This window comes from Microbacterium sp. 4NA327F11, assembly GCF_005503465.1.
GTDB classification, from domain to species: domain Bacteria; phylum Actinomycetota; class Actinomycetes; order Actinomycetales; family Microbacteriaceae; genus Microbacterium; species Microbacterium ginsengisoli.
In genome coordinates this window covers 100,157-115,844 of record NZ_SCOB01000003.1, presented here as the reverse complement: position 1 = coordinate 115,844, position 15,688 = coordinate 100,157, and the positions used below count along the sequence as shown (strand labels likewise).

Annotated in this window: 17 protein-coding genes and 1 tRNA gene; 10 read left to right on the top strand and 8 right to left on the bottom strand. The window is 71.1% G+C overall.

All coding sequences use genetic code 11. The features are described from left to right. Positions 1-24: 24 nt before the first annotated feature. Positions 25-1,281, top strand: coding sequence for a glycosyltransferase family protein (locus tag FFS51_RS03280; RefSeq protein WP_137877513.1), 1,257 nt, complete (start codon positions 25-27; stop codon positions 1,279-1,281). Here FFS51_RS03280 and FFS51_RS03275 read toward each other — a convergent pair. From FFS51_RS03275 to FFS51_RS03250, 6 genes are all read right to left on the bottom strand, one after another. Beyond that, the gene (locus tag FFS51_RS03275; RefSeq protein ID WP_137877512.1) at positions 1,235-1,978 is read right to left on the bottom strand and encodes a potassium channel family protein; all 744 of its coding nucleotides are present in this window, start codon (positions 1,976-1,978) and stop codon (positions 1,235-1,237) included. The two genes, FFS51_RS03280 and FFS51_RS03275, sit on opposite strands and share 47 nt — an antisense overlap. A 162-nt stretch (positions 1,979-2,140) precedes the next feature. Further along, complete coding sequence (locus FFS51_RS03270; RefSeq protein WP_249352637.1) at positions 2,141-2,653, bottom strand: DUF1990 family protein; 513 nt, start codon at positions 2,651-2,653, stop codon at positions 2,141-2,143. A 71-nt stretch (positions 2,654-2,724) separates the two neighbouring features. Beyond that, a tRNA-Arg gene (locus FFS51_RS03265) sits at positions 2,725-2,800 on the bottom strand. Between the two features lie 75 nt (positions 2,801-2,875). Continuing rightward, positions 2,876-4,192, bottom strand: coding sequence for a hypothetical protein (locus FFS51_RS03260; protein ID WP_137877511.1), 1,317 nt, complete (start codon positions 4,190-4,192; stop codon positions 2,876-2,878). A gap of 164 nt (positions 4,193-4,356) precedes the next feature. After that, complete coding sequence (gene trmB / locus FFS51_RS03255) at positions 4,357-5,076, bottom strand: tRNA (guanosine(46)-N7)-methyltransferase TrmB (protein WP_137877510.1); 720 nt, start codon at positions 5,074-5,076, stop codon at positions 4,357-4,359. Between the two features lie 31 nt (positions 5,077-5,107). Then, positions 5,108-5,941 (bottom strand): DUF3097 domain-containing protein, encoded by an 834-nt coding sequence (locus FFS51_RS03250; RefSeq protein WP_137877509.1) that lies wholly within the window; start codon positions 5,939-5,941, stop codon positions 5,108-5,110. A 230-nt stretch (positions 5,942-6,171) separates the two neighbouring features. Here FFS51_RS03250 and FFS51_RS03245 point away from each other — a divergent pair, with 230 nt between their 5' ends. The 3 genes from FFS51_RS03245 to FFS51_RS03235 all read left to right on the top strand — a co-directional run bounded on the left by FFS51_RS03245 (position 6,172) and on the right by FFS51_RS03235 (position 8,302). Then, entirely contained in the window at positions 6,172-6,963 is a 792-nt protein-coding gene (locus tag FFS51_RS03245) for a PspA/IM30 family protein (protein WP_056206561.1), read from the top strand. A gap of 71 nt (positions 6,964-7,034) precedes the next feature. Further along, positions 7,035-7,850 (top strand): arginase family protein, encoded by an 816-nt coding sequence (locus tag FFS51_RS03240; RefSeq protein ID WP_137877508.1) that lies wholly within the window; start codon positions 7,035-7,037, stop codon positions 7,848-7,850. Beyond that, positions 7,847-8,302 (top strand): hypothetical protein, encoded by a 456-nt coding sequence (locus FFS51_RS03235; protein WP_045248323.1) that lies wholly within the window; start codon positions 7,847-7,849, stop codon positions 8,300-8,302. Before FFS51_RS03240 ends, FFS51_RS03235 begins: the two co-directional genes overlap by 4 nt. Here the strand turns inward: FFS51_RS03235 and FFS51_RS03230 are convergent. Further along, a complete protein-coding gene (locus FFS51_RS03230; RefSeq protein ID WP_045248322.1) occupies positions 8,275-8,817 on the bottom strand; it encodes a hypothetical protein in 543 nt (180 codons plus the stop codon). The two genes, FFS51_RS03235 and FFS51_RS03230, sit on opposite strands and share 28 nt — an antisense overlap. Continuing rightward, positions 8,814-9,542, bottom strand: coding sequence for a tyrosine-protein phosphatase (locus FFS51_RS03225; RefSeq protein WP_056206554.1), 729 nt, complete (start codon positions 9,540-9,542; stop codon positions 8,814-8,816). Before FFS51_RS03225 ends, FFS51_RS03230 begins: the two co-directional genes overlap by 4 nt. A 112-nt stretch (positions 9,543-9,654) precedes the next feature. Here FFS51_RS03225 and FFS51_RS03220 point away from each other — a divergent pair, with 112 nt between their 5' ends. The 6 genes from FFS51_RS03220 to FFS51_RS03195 all read left to right on the top strand — a co-directional run bounded on the left by FFS51_RS03220 (position 9,655) and on the right by FFS51_RS03195 (position 15,679). Beyond that, positions 9,655-10,599: an alpha/beta fold hydrolase gene (locus FFS51_RS03220; RefSeq protein WP_235557389.1), complete on the top strand. Its 945-nt coding sequence runs from the start codon at positions 9,655-9,657 to the stop codon at positions 10,597-10,599. A 152-nt stretch (positions 10,600-10,751) separates the two neighbouring features. Continuing rightward, positions 10,752-12,257 (top strand): ABC transporter substrate-binding protein, encoded by a 1,506-nt coding sequence (locus FFS51_RS03215; RefSeq protein WP_137877507.1) that lies wholly within the window; start codon positions 10,752-10,754, stop codon positions 12,255-12,257. After that, positions 12,254-13,204 carry an ABC transporter permease gene (locus FFS51_RS03210; protein WP_137877506.1) on the top strand — a complete coding sequence of 317 codons (951 nt, stop codon included), beginning with the start codon at positions 12,254-12,256 and terminating at the stop codon, positions 13,202-13,204. Before FFS51_RS03215 ends, FFS51_RS03210 begins: the two co-directional genes overlap by 4 nt. Beyond that, a complete protein-coding gene (locus FFS51_RS03205) occupies positions 13,201-14,085 on the top strand; it encodes an ABC transporter permease (RefSeq protein ID WP_137877505.1) in 885 nt (294 codons plus the stop codon). Before FFS51_RS03210 ends, FFS51_RS03205 begins: the two co-directional genes overlap by 4 nt. After that, on the top strand, positions 14,082-14,891 hold the full coding sequence (locus tag FFS51_RS03200) for an ABC transporter ATP-binding protein (RefSeq protein ID WP_137877504.1): 810 nt from the start codon (positions 14,082-14,084) through the stop codon (positions 14,889-14,891). The genes FFS51_RS03205 and FFS51_RS03200 overlap by 4 nt, the downstream gene beginning before the upstream one ends. Continuing rightward, the gene (locus tag FFS51_RS03195; RefSeq protein ID WP_137877503.1) at positions 14,888-15,679 is read left to right on the top strand and encodes an ABC transporter ATP-binding protein; all 792 of its coding nucleotides are present in this window, start codon (positions 14,888-14,890) and stop codon (positions 15,677-15,679) included. Before FFS51_RS03200 ends, FFS51_RS03195 begins: the two co-directional genes overlap by 4 nt. The last annotated feature ends 9 nt before the right edge of the window (positions 15,680-15,688 follow it).

Here is a 15,688-nt window from a genome sequence, read left to right as displayed (position 1 = left end):
GGCATCCGATTACGCTGAGCGGCGATGTCTCGACGCACCCTGACCCTGTGGGGATGGTTCCTTGCCGCCCACGCCCTCGTGATCGTGCTCGGCTGGACGCTGCCGAGCCAGCCGATGGGCGACGTGTACAACGTCTACGAACCGTGGTCGTCGCAGGCGCTCACCGGCGGCCCGATCGTCGGGGTGACCGAGCCGTGGGTGTACCCGCAGCTCGCCCTCGTGCCGATGATCGCCGCGTGGGCGTTCGCGTGGATCGCGGGCTACACGTTCGGCTGGGCGGTGCTCATCACGCTGCTGAACGGGCTCGTGTTCGCCCTGATCGTGCACGGCGGCAAGGCCCCCTGGCGCGCCCGCGCGGCGCTGACCTGGCTGGCGTTCATCGCCTGCCTCGGCCCGGTCGGCATGTTCCGCATCGACGCGGTGACCGTGCCGCTCGCGATCATCGCGCTGCTGCTCGCATTCCGCGTGCCGACCGTGTCGTCTGCCCTGCTGACCGCGGGCGCCTGGATCAAGATCTGGCCGGCCGCCCTCGTCGGCGCGCTCGTGGTGGCCCGGCGCGGCGCGCGGGTGCGCGTCGTGGCGGCGGCGCTCGGCGTGACCGTCGTCGTGATCGCGACGCTGTTCGCGTTGGGAGGAGCGGGCAACGTGTTCGGCTTCCTGTCGTCGCAGTTCGGGCGCGGGCTGCAGGTCGAATCGACCGCGGCGACGCCGTTCACCTGGCTCGCCGCGCTGCACGTCGGCGGCTTCCACATCGCGTACAACGCCGACATCATCACGTTCGAGGTGACCGGCCCCGGCGTGACCGTCGTGGCGGCACTGCTCACGCCGCTGCTCGCCATCGTCGCCCTCGCCGTGCTCGCCCTCGGCGCATGGAAGAGCGTGCGGGGCGCGCATCTCGTGCAGCTGCTGCCGCCGCTCGCCCTCGCGCTCGTGCTGGTACTCATCGTCACCAACAAGGTCGGCTCGCCGCAGTTCCTCGACTGGATCATCGCGCCGTTCGTGCTGTGGGCGGCGGTGGACGGCACCACGCTGCGCTCGGGGCTGCGACTCGGCGGTGCGGCACTGCTGCTCACCCAGCTCATCTACCCGATCATCTACGACCTGATCTGGTCGGCCCACCCGCTCGGCATCCTCGTGCTGAGCGTGCGCAACGTGCTGCTGGTGACGCTGCTCGTCTGGAGCGTGAGGCGGGTGGTGCGGGTGCCGGTGCGGGGCCGCCACGAGCGCGCGCCGGTCACTCTCGCGTCGAGCCGGCCTCCACGGCCGCGGTCAGCCGGCTGATCTCCCGCCGGAGTGCATCCACGTCGGTCGCCAGCTTCTCGACCTGAGCCTCCGTCGCGATGGACGTCTTCTCCGCGGCGAACGAAATGCGTTCGACGATCCATGATGCAAGCGTCGCGGTGACCAACCCGATGAGCGCGATCCCGCCGATCATGAGCCCGACGGCGACGACACGGCCGACTATTGTCACCGGGTAGAAGTCGCCGTATCCGACGGTGGTGATCGTCTCGAAGGACCACCACACCGCGTCTCCGAACGTCGTGATCGGGCCTCCGCTGCCACGCTCTGCGTCGAGGACGGCCAGTGCGGCCATGAAAACCGTCAGTATGGTTGCGCCGACCGTGTAGATGACGACCTTTCCTCGCAACATCGTGCCCGCGCCCCTCTGTATGAGGGCGAGCACCGTGAAGAATCGCATGAGCCGAAGCGGCCGGAGCACGGGCAGCACCACGATGGCGAGATCCAGCAGATGCCGGGTGAACCAACGCCACCGAGGCTTCGCGAGCACCAGCCTCGCGACGTAGTCGACACCGAAAGCGACCCAGGTGACCCGCAGCGTGACCTCCGCGATCACGCCGAGTACACCACCGGTGACAGCCAGAATCTGGGCTGCGTATGCGAGAAGGAACAGGCACGCGCAGACGAGGAGCGGCCACTCGGTGAGACGCTCCCACCGGGCAAGACGTTGACCATACATGCCACGAGTATGTCGCGGGGCGACATTGCGTGCGGGCGCCGACGGAGCCACTGCGTGACAGGCTCGCCCGCGGCGATGCGGATGCCCCACACGGTCGCGAGCTGCAGCGCGCGGGACCGGATTCCCTCGCACGCGGATGGGGTAGGCGATGGTCGAGATCGGCTACGACGCAACTTCCTCCCGCAGCGCTCGCAGGTATCGGCGACGAGTACTGACCTGAGCGAGCCGCAGCAGCGGATACAGGGACCGCCAATACACCGTGTCGCTCGATCGGGTGAGTGAGCGAATCGTGAGCCACACCGAGCGATCGATGCGTTCGACGATGAAGGCCTCCTCACCGCACACCGGGTGGCCAGGCAGCGTCCGATAGGCGAACCCGACCCGACTCTCCGTCTCGACGACGTCGACCACCTCGACGGGTTCTCGAATCGACGCGCCGCAGACCCGCACCGTGATGATCGGGCGATCGCCCGCGGCCGCCCGTCGTGCCGGATCGACGGTGAAGCCACTGCGCGTCTTGACCCCCCACGTCAACACCTCGGCCGCGCACCACCGCCAGAATGCGTCGCCGGATCCGATCAGCGCGGATCTCTCCCACGCACGGTGCGTGACGGGTCGATCACGCCAGACGCGCTCGGCGACCTGCGTGAGGGAAGGGGAACCGATGTCGGCCACACGACGATGTTCTCATCGGGCCGAGCCCACGGAGAAAGGGACCGCGAATGCTCGCGATCCCTCGTGACGCCTGGTGCCCCCGACAGGAATCGAACCTGCGACCTTTGGTACCGGAAACCAACGCTCTATCCCCTGAGCTACGGAGGCGTACCGGTCGAGATTACCAGTCCGCCGCGGCATCCACCGACAGCGACGGCGACCGCACGACGCTGAACGGGGGCTTTATGGGAACCCGATCGTCCACAGCAGCAACACCGCGAGCACCTGGCCGACGAGCGCCGCGACGAGGCTGATGATGCGGCGGCGGCGGGTCGATGAGAGCCGCTCGTCGCCGAGCATCGGGGTCATCGGCAGCAGCAGCCGGAAGATGCTCTGCTGCGGCAGGAACACTGCGAACAGGTAGACGCCGTAGCCGAACCCGTAGGTCGCGACGACCATGCCGAGCCTGCGCACTGGGCGAGAGAAGATCCACAGCAGGAACGCCGCGATCAGCGCGGCGACGAGCACGACGCCGATGATGCCCGTGAACGTCCACGCCATGCGGAACCACGGGGTGAAGGGTGCGAAATGCCCCTCCCCGACGAACGGCACCCACCAGCTCGTCTCGGTGAGCAGGTACGCGTGGGGCGTGCCGGTGACGGCGTCGGCGATCCACGACCACGACAGGCCGGCACCGGCGAGCACGAGACCCGTGACCATCAGGCTCACGAGCTGCGACGGTGGGAACGGATCGACCTTGCGACGGAACCATCGCGTCACAAACACGATCCCGAGTCCGAGCGCGAACGCCAGGATGCCCGGCCTCGTGTACGACGCGACGAGCCCGATCGGGATGATCCACAGATAGCGCCGCTTGACGGCGAGGAGCATCGCGGCGAACAGCAGGAAGAGGTAGAGCGACTCCGCGTAGCCGACGACGAAGATGAACGACATCGGGCCGAAGCTGAAGAGCACCGCACCCCACCAGGCCGCCGTCGGCGAGGTGACAGCCCGCAGCAGCAGGAAGAGCATGATGGTCGCACCGCCGCTGGCGAGCACGGCGATCGAGATGCCGACGATCTGCCACGGGATGCCTGTGACATCCGAGATGATGCGCTCGAGCCAGGGGAAAACCGGCAGGAACGCCCAGTCGTTCGGCACGACCGCGCCGTACGCGTCGAGTGGCAGCTGCGTCGGATAGCCGATCTGCGAGACGCGGCCGTAGCGGGCGCCGTCCCAGTCGGAGAGGAACTGCAGGAACGTCGTCACCCGCTGCGCGTTGGGGCCGAACGCCCAACCGAAGGCGTGCGCGAGCTCGTACATGACGAACATCAGCAGGAAGTTGACCCCACGCCCCAGCGCCCACACGCCGACGACGGCGCGCACCGCGCGGGCCGTGACCGGGCGCACCGCCGGGTTCAGCTGCGAGGTCTCCTCGAACCAGTCGAGCAGCCCCTGCCAGGCGCGCACCGCGCGCCGACGCAGCGGGGACGCCACGGTCGCGGCCGGCGGGAGAGAGCCCGCAGCGCCGCGCAGGTCGTGGTCGCCAGAAGTCGTCACGACGTCCCTTCCGCCGCCGCAGCGCGGCAAGACGAGTCCGTTGTGGGGCGCGCGACGAGCGCGCCGGTGGAGCCGATGGTGTCAATGGATGATGGCATGATTCCGCCGCGAACGCCTCTTCAGCACGCCCTCAGGCGGCATCCCGTATGCGCGACGGTCGCCACTCAGACCGCGCGGTAGACCAGATCGCGGATGTCGCGTCCCGCCCGTGCGCCCTTGCGCTCGAAGGCCGTCTCGACACGGCCGTCGAACCGCTCCGCCCACTCCCCCGGGAAGCCGCGTTCGAACCCGTCTGCGGCGTCGAGCACCTCGCGCATCTGCAATGCGTAGTCCTCCCAGTCGGTCGCGAGGCGCAGCGCACCCCCGGGGGCGAGCGCCGCGCGCACGATCTCGGGGAAGCCGGGCGCCACGAGCCGCCGCTTGTGGTGCTTGACCTTGTGCCACGGGTCGGGGAAGAACACCCACACCTCGGCGACGGATGCCGCGGGCAGCAGATGCTCGAGCACCTCGGGCGCGTTCGCCTCGACCAGGCGCAGGTTGGTGAGGGAGGCGGCATTCGCATCGAGCATGGTGCGCGCGAGCCCCGCCTTGAACACCTCGACGGCGAGGAAGTCGGCGGCCGGCCGGGTGCGGGCGGCGTGCACGATCGCGTGCCCCTGACCGGAGCCGATCTCGACGATGAGCGGCGCGGTGCGACCGTAGACCTCGGCCGGATCGACGGCGGTGCCTGCGGCGACGCTCGTCGTGGCGACGACGCGCTCGACCGGAAGCACGTAGCGCGGTGCGAGCTCGTTCCAGGCGCGGGTCTGGGCGTCGGACATGCGGCCGCCGCGACGCACGAACGAGACGGGCGAGTCACGGAACACGGGCGCCGGATCGGTCATCCGTCCAGGCTAACGACTGCTCTCCCCCGCCTCACGCCGTGACGAAGTCGATGAGCTCCTCGACGCGGCCGAGCAGCGCGGGCTCCAGATCGCGGTAGGTGTGCACGCCCGCCAGGATGCGCTGCCACGCCGCGGCGATGTCGGCCTGGTCCTCGGCGGGCCAGCCGAGCGCCCGGCACACGCCGACCTTCCATTCGGTGCCGCGCGGCACCTCGGGCCAGCGGGCGATGCCGACGGCGGCGGGCTTCACGCACTGCCACACGTCGATGAACGGGTGCCCGACGATGCGCACATGCGCGCCGTGCCGGCCGCGGGCCACGCCCTCGGCGATGCGCGACTCCTTCGATCCCGCGACGAGGTGGTCGACGAGCACGCCGTACCGGCGATCGGATGCCGGCGGCTCCGCGTCGAGCAGGGCGGCGAGGTGGTCGACGCCCTCGAGGTATTCGACGACGACGCCGTCGACTCGGAGGTCATGCCCCCACACCTTCTCGACGAGCTCGGCGTCGTGGCGGCCCTCGACGAGGATGCGACTCGGTCGTGCGACGCGCGCGTGATGGTTCTCGACCGCGATCGATCCCGACGCCGACCGGCGGGGTGCCGTGGGGGCGGCGGCGACCGGGGCGACGAGCCGCACGGGCTCGCCGTCGACGAGGAAGCCGCTGCCGAGCGGGAATACCCGTACCGCGCCGCGACGGTCTTCGAGCTCGACCATGCCACTGCGCACCGCGACGACCGCGCCGCAGAAGCCGTCGGAGGCGACCTCTACGACGAGATCGCGTGCCGCGGGCACGTCGGGGACGACCCGCCGGCCGCGCTCGCGCCAGCCCGCCGCCAGCACATCGCCGCCGTACCTGTCGTCCATCGTCGCCTCCGACGAGCGAGCCTAGGCCGGTGCGGCGACACCGACCCCGCGACCCGCCCGCGACCCGTCCGTCCGCCCCTCCGCGAGCTGCGCGGGCACCGTCCGCCGGGAGAATCCCCGGAGTCGGGGCATCCTCTCGCCCCCATTCCCGCGGATGCATAGACTCGATTCGCACCCATGACCGCCTCGCGGCCGGTGCCGCGCGGGCGGCCCCCTCGGAAAGGACTTCGATGGCCAAGGAATCGATCTTCGGACGGATCTCGACCCTCGTGCGCGCGAACGTGAACGCGCTGCTCGATCAGGCGGAGGACCCGCAGAAGATGATCGACCAGCTCATCCGCGACTACACGAACAACATCCGCGAGGCCGAGTCGGCCATCGCGGAGACGATCGGCAACCTGCGCCTGCTCGAGCGCGACCACCAGGAAGACGTGCAGGCCGCGGCCGAATGGGGCAACAAGGCCCTCGCCGCCAGCCGCAAGGCCGACGAGTTCCGCGGTGTCGGCAACCTCGCCGACGCCGACAAGTTCGACAACCTCGCCAAGATCGCGATCCAGCGTCAGATCTCCGAGGAGTCCGAGGCCAAGGCCGCAGCCCCCCAGATCGCGGCGCAGACCGAGGTCGTCGAGAAGCTGAAGTCGGGCCTGAACGGCATGAAGGGCAAGCTCGAGGAGCTCAAGACCAAGAGGAACGAGCTCGTCGCGCGCGCCAAGGTCGCCGAGGCGCAGAACAAGGTGCACGACGCCGTCAAGAGTGTGAACCTGCTCGACCCGACCAGCGAGATCGGCCGCTTCGAGGAGAAGATCCGCCGCCAGGAGGCCCTCGCCGCCGGCAAGGCGGAGCTGGCCGCATCCAGCCTCGACGCCCAGTTCGAGTCGCTCGAGGACGTCGGCGAGCTCACCGAGGTCGAGGCGCGTCTCGCCGCCCTCAAGGCCGGGGCCGCGCCCGCCGCCCTGAACCCGGCGGCGACCCCCCAGCCGCAGGCACTCCCTCAGGCCGACGAGTACCGTCAGCAGCCCTGAGGTCACGAGAGGGCCGGATGCCGCGGCATCCGGCCCTCTCGCTTCCCCGCCCACCGTCGCAAGGAGTCCCGATGACCCGGTTCGTGGTCGTGCCGCAGTGGCAGGGGTCGCCCGCCGCGCGGGCCATGCAGCTCGTCGACGGTGCCGAGGCGATCGCCGGCGACCTGCCGCGATCGGCGTGCGTGCGGGTGGACGTGCCGCTCGAGGCGGGTGACGCGCTCGGCACCCGCGTGCACCGCCTGAGCACCCTGCAGCAGACCCGCGCCCGTATCGACGACCTGCTCGCCTCGGAGACCGACCGCATCGTGATCGTCGGCGGCGACTGCAGCGTCGCCCTCGGCGGCATCGCCCACGCCGCCGCCCGCCACGAGCGTCTCGGCCTCGTCTGGTTCGATGCGCACGGCGACCTGCACACCCCCGACTCCTCGGTGTCGGGGGCGTTCGCCGGCATGGCGCTGCGCGCGGCGCTCGGCGGCGGCGAGCCCTCACTCGTGGTCTCCCCCGGCATCGCGCCGTCCCGCACCGTGCTGGTCGGTGCCCGCGATCTGGATGTCGCCGAGTCGGCGTTCCTCGCCGACACCCCGCTCGCCCGGCTCGACGCCGTCGATCTCGCCGACACTGCGCTCGCCGACGCCGTGAGCCAGACGGATGCCGACGCGGTGTGGGTGCACCTCGACCTCGACGTGCTCGACCCCGCCGCCATCACGGGGCTGACCGCCGCGTCGCCGTTCGGCGCCGATCCGGCGCGCATCGTCGCCGCCCTCGCGGCGCTCCGCGCCCGGGTGCCGCTCGCGGGTGCGTCGATCACCGGCTTCGCGCCGGCCGGCGCCGCGGCCGCGGTCGATGACCTCGGCACGATCCTGCGACTCGTCGGCGCACTCGCGTGAGCCGCGGCATCCCGGCCGACTGGCGCGCCCGCGCCGACGCGGCCGTCGCGCGCGGACGACGGCTCGACCGGTTCATCCCGTCCGTGCTGCTCGACTCCCCGATCAGCCGTGTCGGCTTCTGGTACGGCTGCACCGTCGGCTGGACCTGGGGGTTCCTGTGGAGCCGGGGGCGCGTCGAGCGCCGCGGCGAGCTGTGGGTGTTCCGCGGCATGCCGTCATGGACCTTCGCCCGCGGCGGCGTCTGCGTCGGCAACTGTTTCCTCACGGGCGACGGCCGGCTCGACGACCGGGTGCTGCGTCACGAGGCGGTGCACGCCCGCCAGTGGCGCCGCTACGGGTTCCTCATGCCCGTGCTCTACACGCTCGCGGGGCGCGATGCCCTCCGCAACCGGTTCGAGATCGAGGCGGGCCTCGAGGACGGCAACTACGTGCCGCGCACCTCGGTGGCCTGAAGCCGCCGCACGATGCGACGGCCGAGCACGACGATCACCGCGAACGGCACGACGATCCACACCAGGTTCGGCAGCACGGCGACGCTGAGGAACCCCGCGATGTCGCCGCGTTCGAGCGACTGTCGGGTCATCTCGAGTCCGCTCGAGGCCTCGACGAGGAAGTAGAGCACGGTCTTCCAGAAGGTCGCGACGCTCACGATCAGGCCGAGAACGACGCCCGACCAGCGTCGCAGGTGCGTGAGCACCCAGATCAGCGCGATCACCTCGAGCAGGTTCGCCCAGCTCTGCGCGCTGCCGAACGCGTCGGCCTGGGCGTAGCGCTGGTCGAACGAGCTGTAGAACACGTGCCCCGGCCAGAACCAGGCGAGCGGTCCACCGGCGTGCGAGAGCGGGCCGAGCAGCTCGTAACAGGCGTCGTACGTCTGGATGAGGGCTGTCACCACGAACCACACCGCGATCCAGCGCGGCACCAGGAGCGGGGGCTTCGCGGCGGTGCGCTCCGGCGACGTGCTCACGGGGCGACCACCAAGGCCGACCGCAGCGCGGCGAGCTCGTCGGCCGACACGCCCGCCTCCCGCAGGTAGGCACCGCCGTCGCCCCAGCGCTCGTGCAGGTGCGCGAGCACATGCCGCATCGCGCGGGCCGGTGAGTGCAGGTAGAGCTCTTCGAGGTGGCGGCTGCCCGGGTGCGCGCGCGCCAGCCACGCCCGGATCTGCCGGGCCCGCGAGGCCGGCAGGTTCTGCTCGGTGAGGGCGTAGTCGCCCACGATCGCCTCGTCGTCGACACCGGCGGCGGCGAGGGTCACCGCGACCGAGACTCCGGTGCGGTCCTTCCCGATCGCGCAGTGCACGAGAGTCGGATGCCCCGCCGCGATGCTGTGCGCCACGGTGGCGATGCGCTCCCCGGCGTTCTCGAGCAGGTCGAGGTAGGAGTCGTCGAGCGTGACGCCGCTGGCGAGGAATGACTCGAGCGATCCCACGAACATCGGCGCGCGCACGGTCTCGACGCCCAGTCCGTCCACCCGGCTGGGCTCGCGCGCCAGCTCGTCGTCGGATCGCAGGTCGACGATGCGCTCGACGCCGAGTTCGTGCAGGGTGCGTCGCCCGTCGTCGTCGAGACGAGACAGCGCCCCCGACCGGAACAACACCCCGTGCCGGGTCGTGCCTGCCCCGGCCGGGAGGCCGCCGACGTCGCGGAAGTTGGTGACTCCCGAGACCAACTCGACGCTCGCACCGCTCATGAGCGCCACCCTCGGGTGCGGGCAGAAGACGGGCGTGCGGAGCGGGGGGCGGTCACGCTGTCAGCCTAACGACGCGGCGCCCGCCGCCGGCGGTGCGGTGCAGAATGTGCGGGTGACCGACGACGCTTTCGACGAGTTCTCCTTCCTCCCCGCCCAGGCCGCCGAACTGGGCGCCACCGGGCCGATCCCCGCCGCCGAGCGGTTGACGCTCGCGCTTCCCGACGGCCGCACCCTGAGCGCCCTGCGCTTCGGCGACGCGCCGCCTGCCGTCACATTCCTTCACGGAGCGGGTCTGAACGCCCACACGTTCGACACGACGATCCTGGCCCTCGGGCTGCCGGCGCTCTCGATCGACCTCGCCGGTCACGGCGACTCGTCGTGGCGATCGGATGCCGCGTACACGGCCGGTCCTCTCGCGGACGACGTCGTGCGGGCGCTCGAGGCCTGGACCACGTCGCCGCAGACGCTCGTCGGGCAGTCGCTCGGCGGGCTGACCGCGGCATCCGTCGCCGCACGGCGGCCCGACCTCGTCGCGAGCCTTGTGATCGTCGACATCACCCCCGGCGTGAACCCCGACGAGGGGCCCGCGCAGATCCGCGCCTTCTTCGCCGGCCCGACCTCGTGGGCGAGCCGCGACGAGCTGGTCGAGCGCGCGCTGTCCTTCGGGCTCGGCGGCAGCCGTGGCGCGGCGACCCGCGGCGTCTATCTGAACTCGCGGGTGCGCGAGGACGGCCGCGTCGAGTGGAAGCATCACTTCGCGCACCTCGCCGCCGCCGTCGCGAACGGCGACGCGGACGCCCCGACCTTGGACTCCGCGGTGCGCGATCTGCTGTCCGAGTCGGGGTGGCACGACCTCGCCGCCGTGACCGCACCGATCACCCTCATCCGCGGCGAGCGCGGGTTCGTCTCGGCGGGTGACGCCGATGATTTCTCGCGGCGCCTGCCCGCGGCATCCGTCGTCTCCGTGCCTGCGCGTCACAACGTGCAGGAGGACATCCCGGCCGAGCTGGCGGCCCTCGTGCGTGCGGCCTCCGGCCGCCGATCACCGGCCGTGTGACGTCGCGTGTCGCCGTGTGACGGCGGCCGGTCATCTGGGCCGGGGCCCGGTGCCCCCGACCTAGGCTGAGGGAAGCTCGCCGATCCGGCGCGCGCCCTTCCCCCGCACGGACGTTCCACAGCACGGACATCCCCGCACCGAGAGGATCCCGCATGTTCCGCCGCACCGCACTGGCCGGGGCCGCCATCCTGGCCGCCGCCGCCCTCGCGCTCACCGCCTGCTCCGCCGGGGGCAGCAGCGCACCGACCGCGTCTGGCGACCCCAACGCCACCGTCAACATCCGACTGGCACTGGAGCCCACCAACCTCGACATTCGCCAGACCGCGGGGGTCGCCCTCGACCAGGTTCTGATCGACAACGTGTACCAGGGCCTCGTCTCGCGCACGCCCGACCAGAAGATCGTCGCCTCGCTCGCGAGCGCCTGGACGGTGTCGTCCGATGCGCTCACCTACACGTTCACGCTGCGCGACGGCGTCACCTTCGACGACGGTCAGGCGCTGACGCCCGACGACGTGGTGTGGTCGCTCACGCAGCACCGCGACGAGAGCACATGGGCCAACAGCTCCACGCTCTCGCACGTGTCGAACATCAGCGCGACCGGCAACACCATCACGCTCACCCTCTCGTCGCCCGACTCCCAGCTGCTCTGGAACCTCACCGGGCGCGCCGGCATCATCCTGAAGAAGGGCGACACCGTCGACTACAAGACGAAGGCGAACGGCACCGGACCCTTCACGCTGAAGTCGTGGAACCAGGGCGCGAACATCACGCTCGCCCGCAACGACGCCTACTGGGGAGACAAGGCGAAGGTCGCCGAGGTCGTCTTCGACATCATCCCCGACAACCAGGCCGCGATCTCCGCCGCCCAGTCGGGCGAGGTCGATGTCATCACCGGCTTCGACGCCACTCTCAGCTCGCAGGTCGAGAAGGGCGGCGACTTCTCGGTCGTCAAGGGCAGCGCGACCGACAAGTTCGTGCTCGCCTTCAACAGCACGAAGGCGCCGCTGAACGACACCCGTGTACGCGAGGCGATCCGCCTCGCGATCGACCACAACGCGATCATCGCCGCTGTCGGCTCCGGCAAACCGCTCTACGGCCCGATCCCGCAGCCGGACCCCGGCTACCAGGACCTGTCGTCGACGATCAGCCACGACCCGGCCAAGGCCAAGCAGCTTCTCGCTGACGCGGGAGTGTCGAACCTGACGCTGACGCTCACCGTGCCCTCGTTCTACGGCACGACCATCCCGCAGCTGCTCACCTCGAACCTCGCCGACGCCGGCATCACGCTCAAGGTGAACAGCGTCGACTTCACGACGTGGCTCAACGACGTCTACACGAACAAGAACTACGACCTCAGCCTCGTCGACCACGCCGAGCCGCGAGACTTCGGCAACACCTGGGCGAACGGCAGCTACTACTTCACGTTCAACAACCCGCAGGTGCAGTCGCTCTACCAGCAGGCGATCGCCGCGACCAGCGACCAGCAGGTGGACGACCTGCTCGCGCAGGCTGCGAAGATCGTCGCTGACGACAACGCCGCCGACTGGCTGTACAACTGGGAGTCGGTCGTCGCCGTCGGCAAGGGCATCACCGGCTTCCCCGCCGACAACGTCAACTCTCGCATCAACCTCGCCACCCTGGAGAAGAGCAACGGGTGATCAGATTCACGCTGACACGGCTGGCCCTGCTGATCCTGGGCCTGTTCCTCGCCAGCGTGCTGATCTTCCTCACCCTGCACGTGCTGCCGGGTGACGTGGCCCAGCTGATCGCCGGAACCAACGCGACTGCCGAGCAGATCGCGCGGATCCGGGATCAGCTGGGCCTGACCCGTCCGCTGCCGCTGCAATACCTCGACTGGATCGGCGGAGCGCTGCGCGGCGACCTGGGCACCTCGCTCGTCACCGGAAGCTCGGTGAGCGACGAGCTGCGGCAGAAGGCGCAGGTGACACTGCCGCTCGGCCTGTTGTCGCTGCTCATCGCCGTCGTCATCGCCCTGCCCCTCGGCGTCGTGGCCGCCGTGCAACGGCACCGCGCGGGAGGTGCGGTGTTGAGCATCGGCGCACAGGCCGTGGCCGCGGTGCCGGTCGTCTGGGCGGGCATGATGCTCGTCATCGTCTTCGCCGTGACCCTCGGCTGGCTGCCCGCGCAAGGCTTCCCCCGCTCGGGCTGGACGGATCCGGGGCTCGCGCTGCGCGCCCTCATCCTCCCGGCGCTGACCATCGGCGTCGTCGAGGGTGCGCTGCTCATGCGCTTCGTGCGCTCGGCGACACTGCAGGCCCTCGACCAGGACTACGTGACCGCCGCCGCCGCGAAGGGCCTCACCCGCACACGCGCACTCGTGCGCCACGGGCTGCCGAACGTGGGGCTCTCGATCATCAGCGTGCTCGGCCTGCAGATCGCGGCGATCATCGTGGGCGCCGTCGTCATCGAGCAGCTCTTCTCCCTGCCCGGCATCGGACGGATGCTGGTGGCCGACGTGCAGGCACGGGACATCCCGAAGGTGCAGGGCGAGCTGCTCGCGCTCACCGCCTTCGTGCTCATCGTCGGCTTCGCCGTCGACCTCGTGCACCGGCTCATCGACCCGAGACAGCGGGAGGCGTCATGAGCGACAGTGTGATCGCCCGGGTGTGGCGACTCCCCGCCGGCCGCATCGGGCTCGTCAGCGCCGCCGCGGTGCTGGCGACCGCCGCCGTCGCCCTGGTCTGGACCCCGTTCGATCCGCAGCGCACCGACGTCGAGATCCGCTGGCAGCTGCCGAGCTGGCCGCACCTGCTCGGCACGGACGCGACGGGCCGCGACATCCTGAGCCTGCTCATGGCGGGCGCCCGCACCACGGTCGTCGTCGCGGTCGGTGCGGGGATCATCGCGACCGTGCTCGGTCTCGTGCTCGCCGCGCTCGGCGCCCTCACGCCGCGCCTCGTGCGCGAGAGCGTCGCGGTCGTCGTCGACGTGCTGATCGCGTTCCCCGTGCTGCTGATCGCCATGATGATCAGCGCGGTCTGGGGCGGGTCGCTCTGGGTGGTCATCGTCGCGGTGGGCATCGGATTCGGGGTGAACATCGCCCGCGTGACGAGACCCGAGCTGCGTCGCGTACTGCTGAGCGACGTCGTGCTCGCGGGGCGCGCGGCCGGCCTTACCCCCGCGCAGAACCTGTGGCGGCACCTGCTGCCGAACGTGCTGCCGGTGTTCATCGTGCAGCTGTCGTGGGGCATGGCGGTGGCGGTGCTCGCCGAGGCGGGGCTGTCGTACCTCGGGTTCGGGGCGCCGGTGACGGATGCCTCGTGGGGCCTGCTGCTCTCGCAGCTGCAGCAGTACATCAGCGTGTACCCGCTGTCGGTCGTCTGGCCGGGGCTTGCGATCTCGCTCACCGTGCTCGGGCTGAACCTGCTCGGTGACGCCCTGCGCGAGGCGACCGATCCCCTGCTGCGCGCGAGCGGCGGCAGCGCCCGCCGCGCCCGCACCCACGTGCCGGGGGTGGTCGCGTGAGCCTCGAGGTGACCGACCTCGTCGTCGAGATCGACGGCGTGCGCGTCGTCGACGGCGTCACGTTCGCGGTGCCCGAGGGCGCGCGCGTCGGGCTGATCGGCGCGTCGGGCTCGGGCAAGTCGCTCACCGCGCGGGCGCTGCTGGGACTCTTGCCCGACGGCGCGGCGGTGTCGGGCAGCATCCGGTGGCAGGGGGTCGAACTCGTCGGGCTGCGCGACCGCGAGCTCGCCCGTCGTCGCGGGCGGGAGCTCGCCATGGTGTTCCAGGACCCGCTGACGGCCCTCGACCCGGTGCGCACTGTCGGCCGCCAGATCTCCGAGGCGGCCGCGATCCACGGTGAGCGCTCCCGCACCGAGCGGCGCCGCCTCGCGGTCGAGGGCGCCCGCCGTGTGGCACTGCCCGACCCCGAACGCATCGTGGCGCGCTACCCGCACCAGCTCTCCGGCGGGCAGCGTCAACGCGTCGCGGTCGCGATGGCCCTGGCCGCACGCCCCCGCCTGCTGGTCGCCGACGAGCCGACCACCGCACTCGACGTCACCGTGCAGGCCGGCATCCTCGAACTGCTGCGCCGACTCGCCGACGAGGACCGCATGTCGCTCGTGTTCATCACCCACGACCTCGCCGTGCTCGCCCAGGTCGCGACCCATGCGGTCGTGCTCTCGGCCGGACGGGTGGTCGAGACCGGTCCCCTCACGACCCTTCTCACCGAGCCCGCCTCGCCCGTCACGCGGGGCCTGCTGCGCGACGCCGCGGCGACGCTGTGGCGCGGGGCCGCGACATCCGACCTACCCGAGGAGTCCGCATGACCGCGCTCATCGAGGCCCGCGGGCTCACGCGGGTGCACCGCGGGCCGCGCCGCGCCCTGTTCGGCCCGCGCGAGACCACGACGGCGCTCGACGGTGTCGACCTCGACGTGCCCGAGGGCTCGGCGCTGGGGGTCATCGGCGAGTCCGGGTCGGGCAAGTCCACGCTCGTGCGGCTGCTGCTCGCACTCGACGCGCCGACCACCGGCAGTGTGCGCATCGACGGCCGAGAGGTGGATGCCGCCTCCCCCGCCCGCGCCCTGCACTGGCTGCGGCGCGAGACCGGCATCGTCTTCCAGGATCCGTACGCCTCTCTCGATGCCCGCATGCGCGTCGGCCGCATCATCGCCGAGCCGCTGTGGGCGCTGGGCATCGACGGCGACCGTCGCGCGCGCGTCGCCGAAGTGCTCGCGGCCGTCGGTCTCGATGCGGATGCCGTGGCCCGCTACCCGCACGAATTCTCGGGCGGGCAGCGCCAACGCATCGCGATCGCACGGGCCATCGTGCACCGGCCGCGCATCCTCGTGGGCGACGAGCCACTGTCGGCACTCGATGTGTCGGTGCGGGCGCAGATCCTTGAGGTGCTGGCCGACCTGCGCCGCAGCGAGGGCCTGACCCTCGTGCTCGTCTCCCACGACATCGGGGTCGTGCAGAGCATCTGCGACGAGGTCGTGGTCATGTCCTCCGGGCGCATCGTCGAGCGCGGGACGACCGCACGGGTGCTCGCGCAGCCGAAGCATCCGTACACCCGTCAGCTGCTCGCCGCGATCCCGACGCTCCCCGGGCGCTGAGGACTGCGC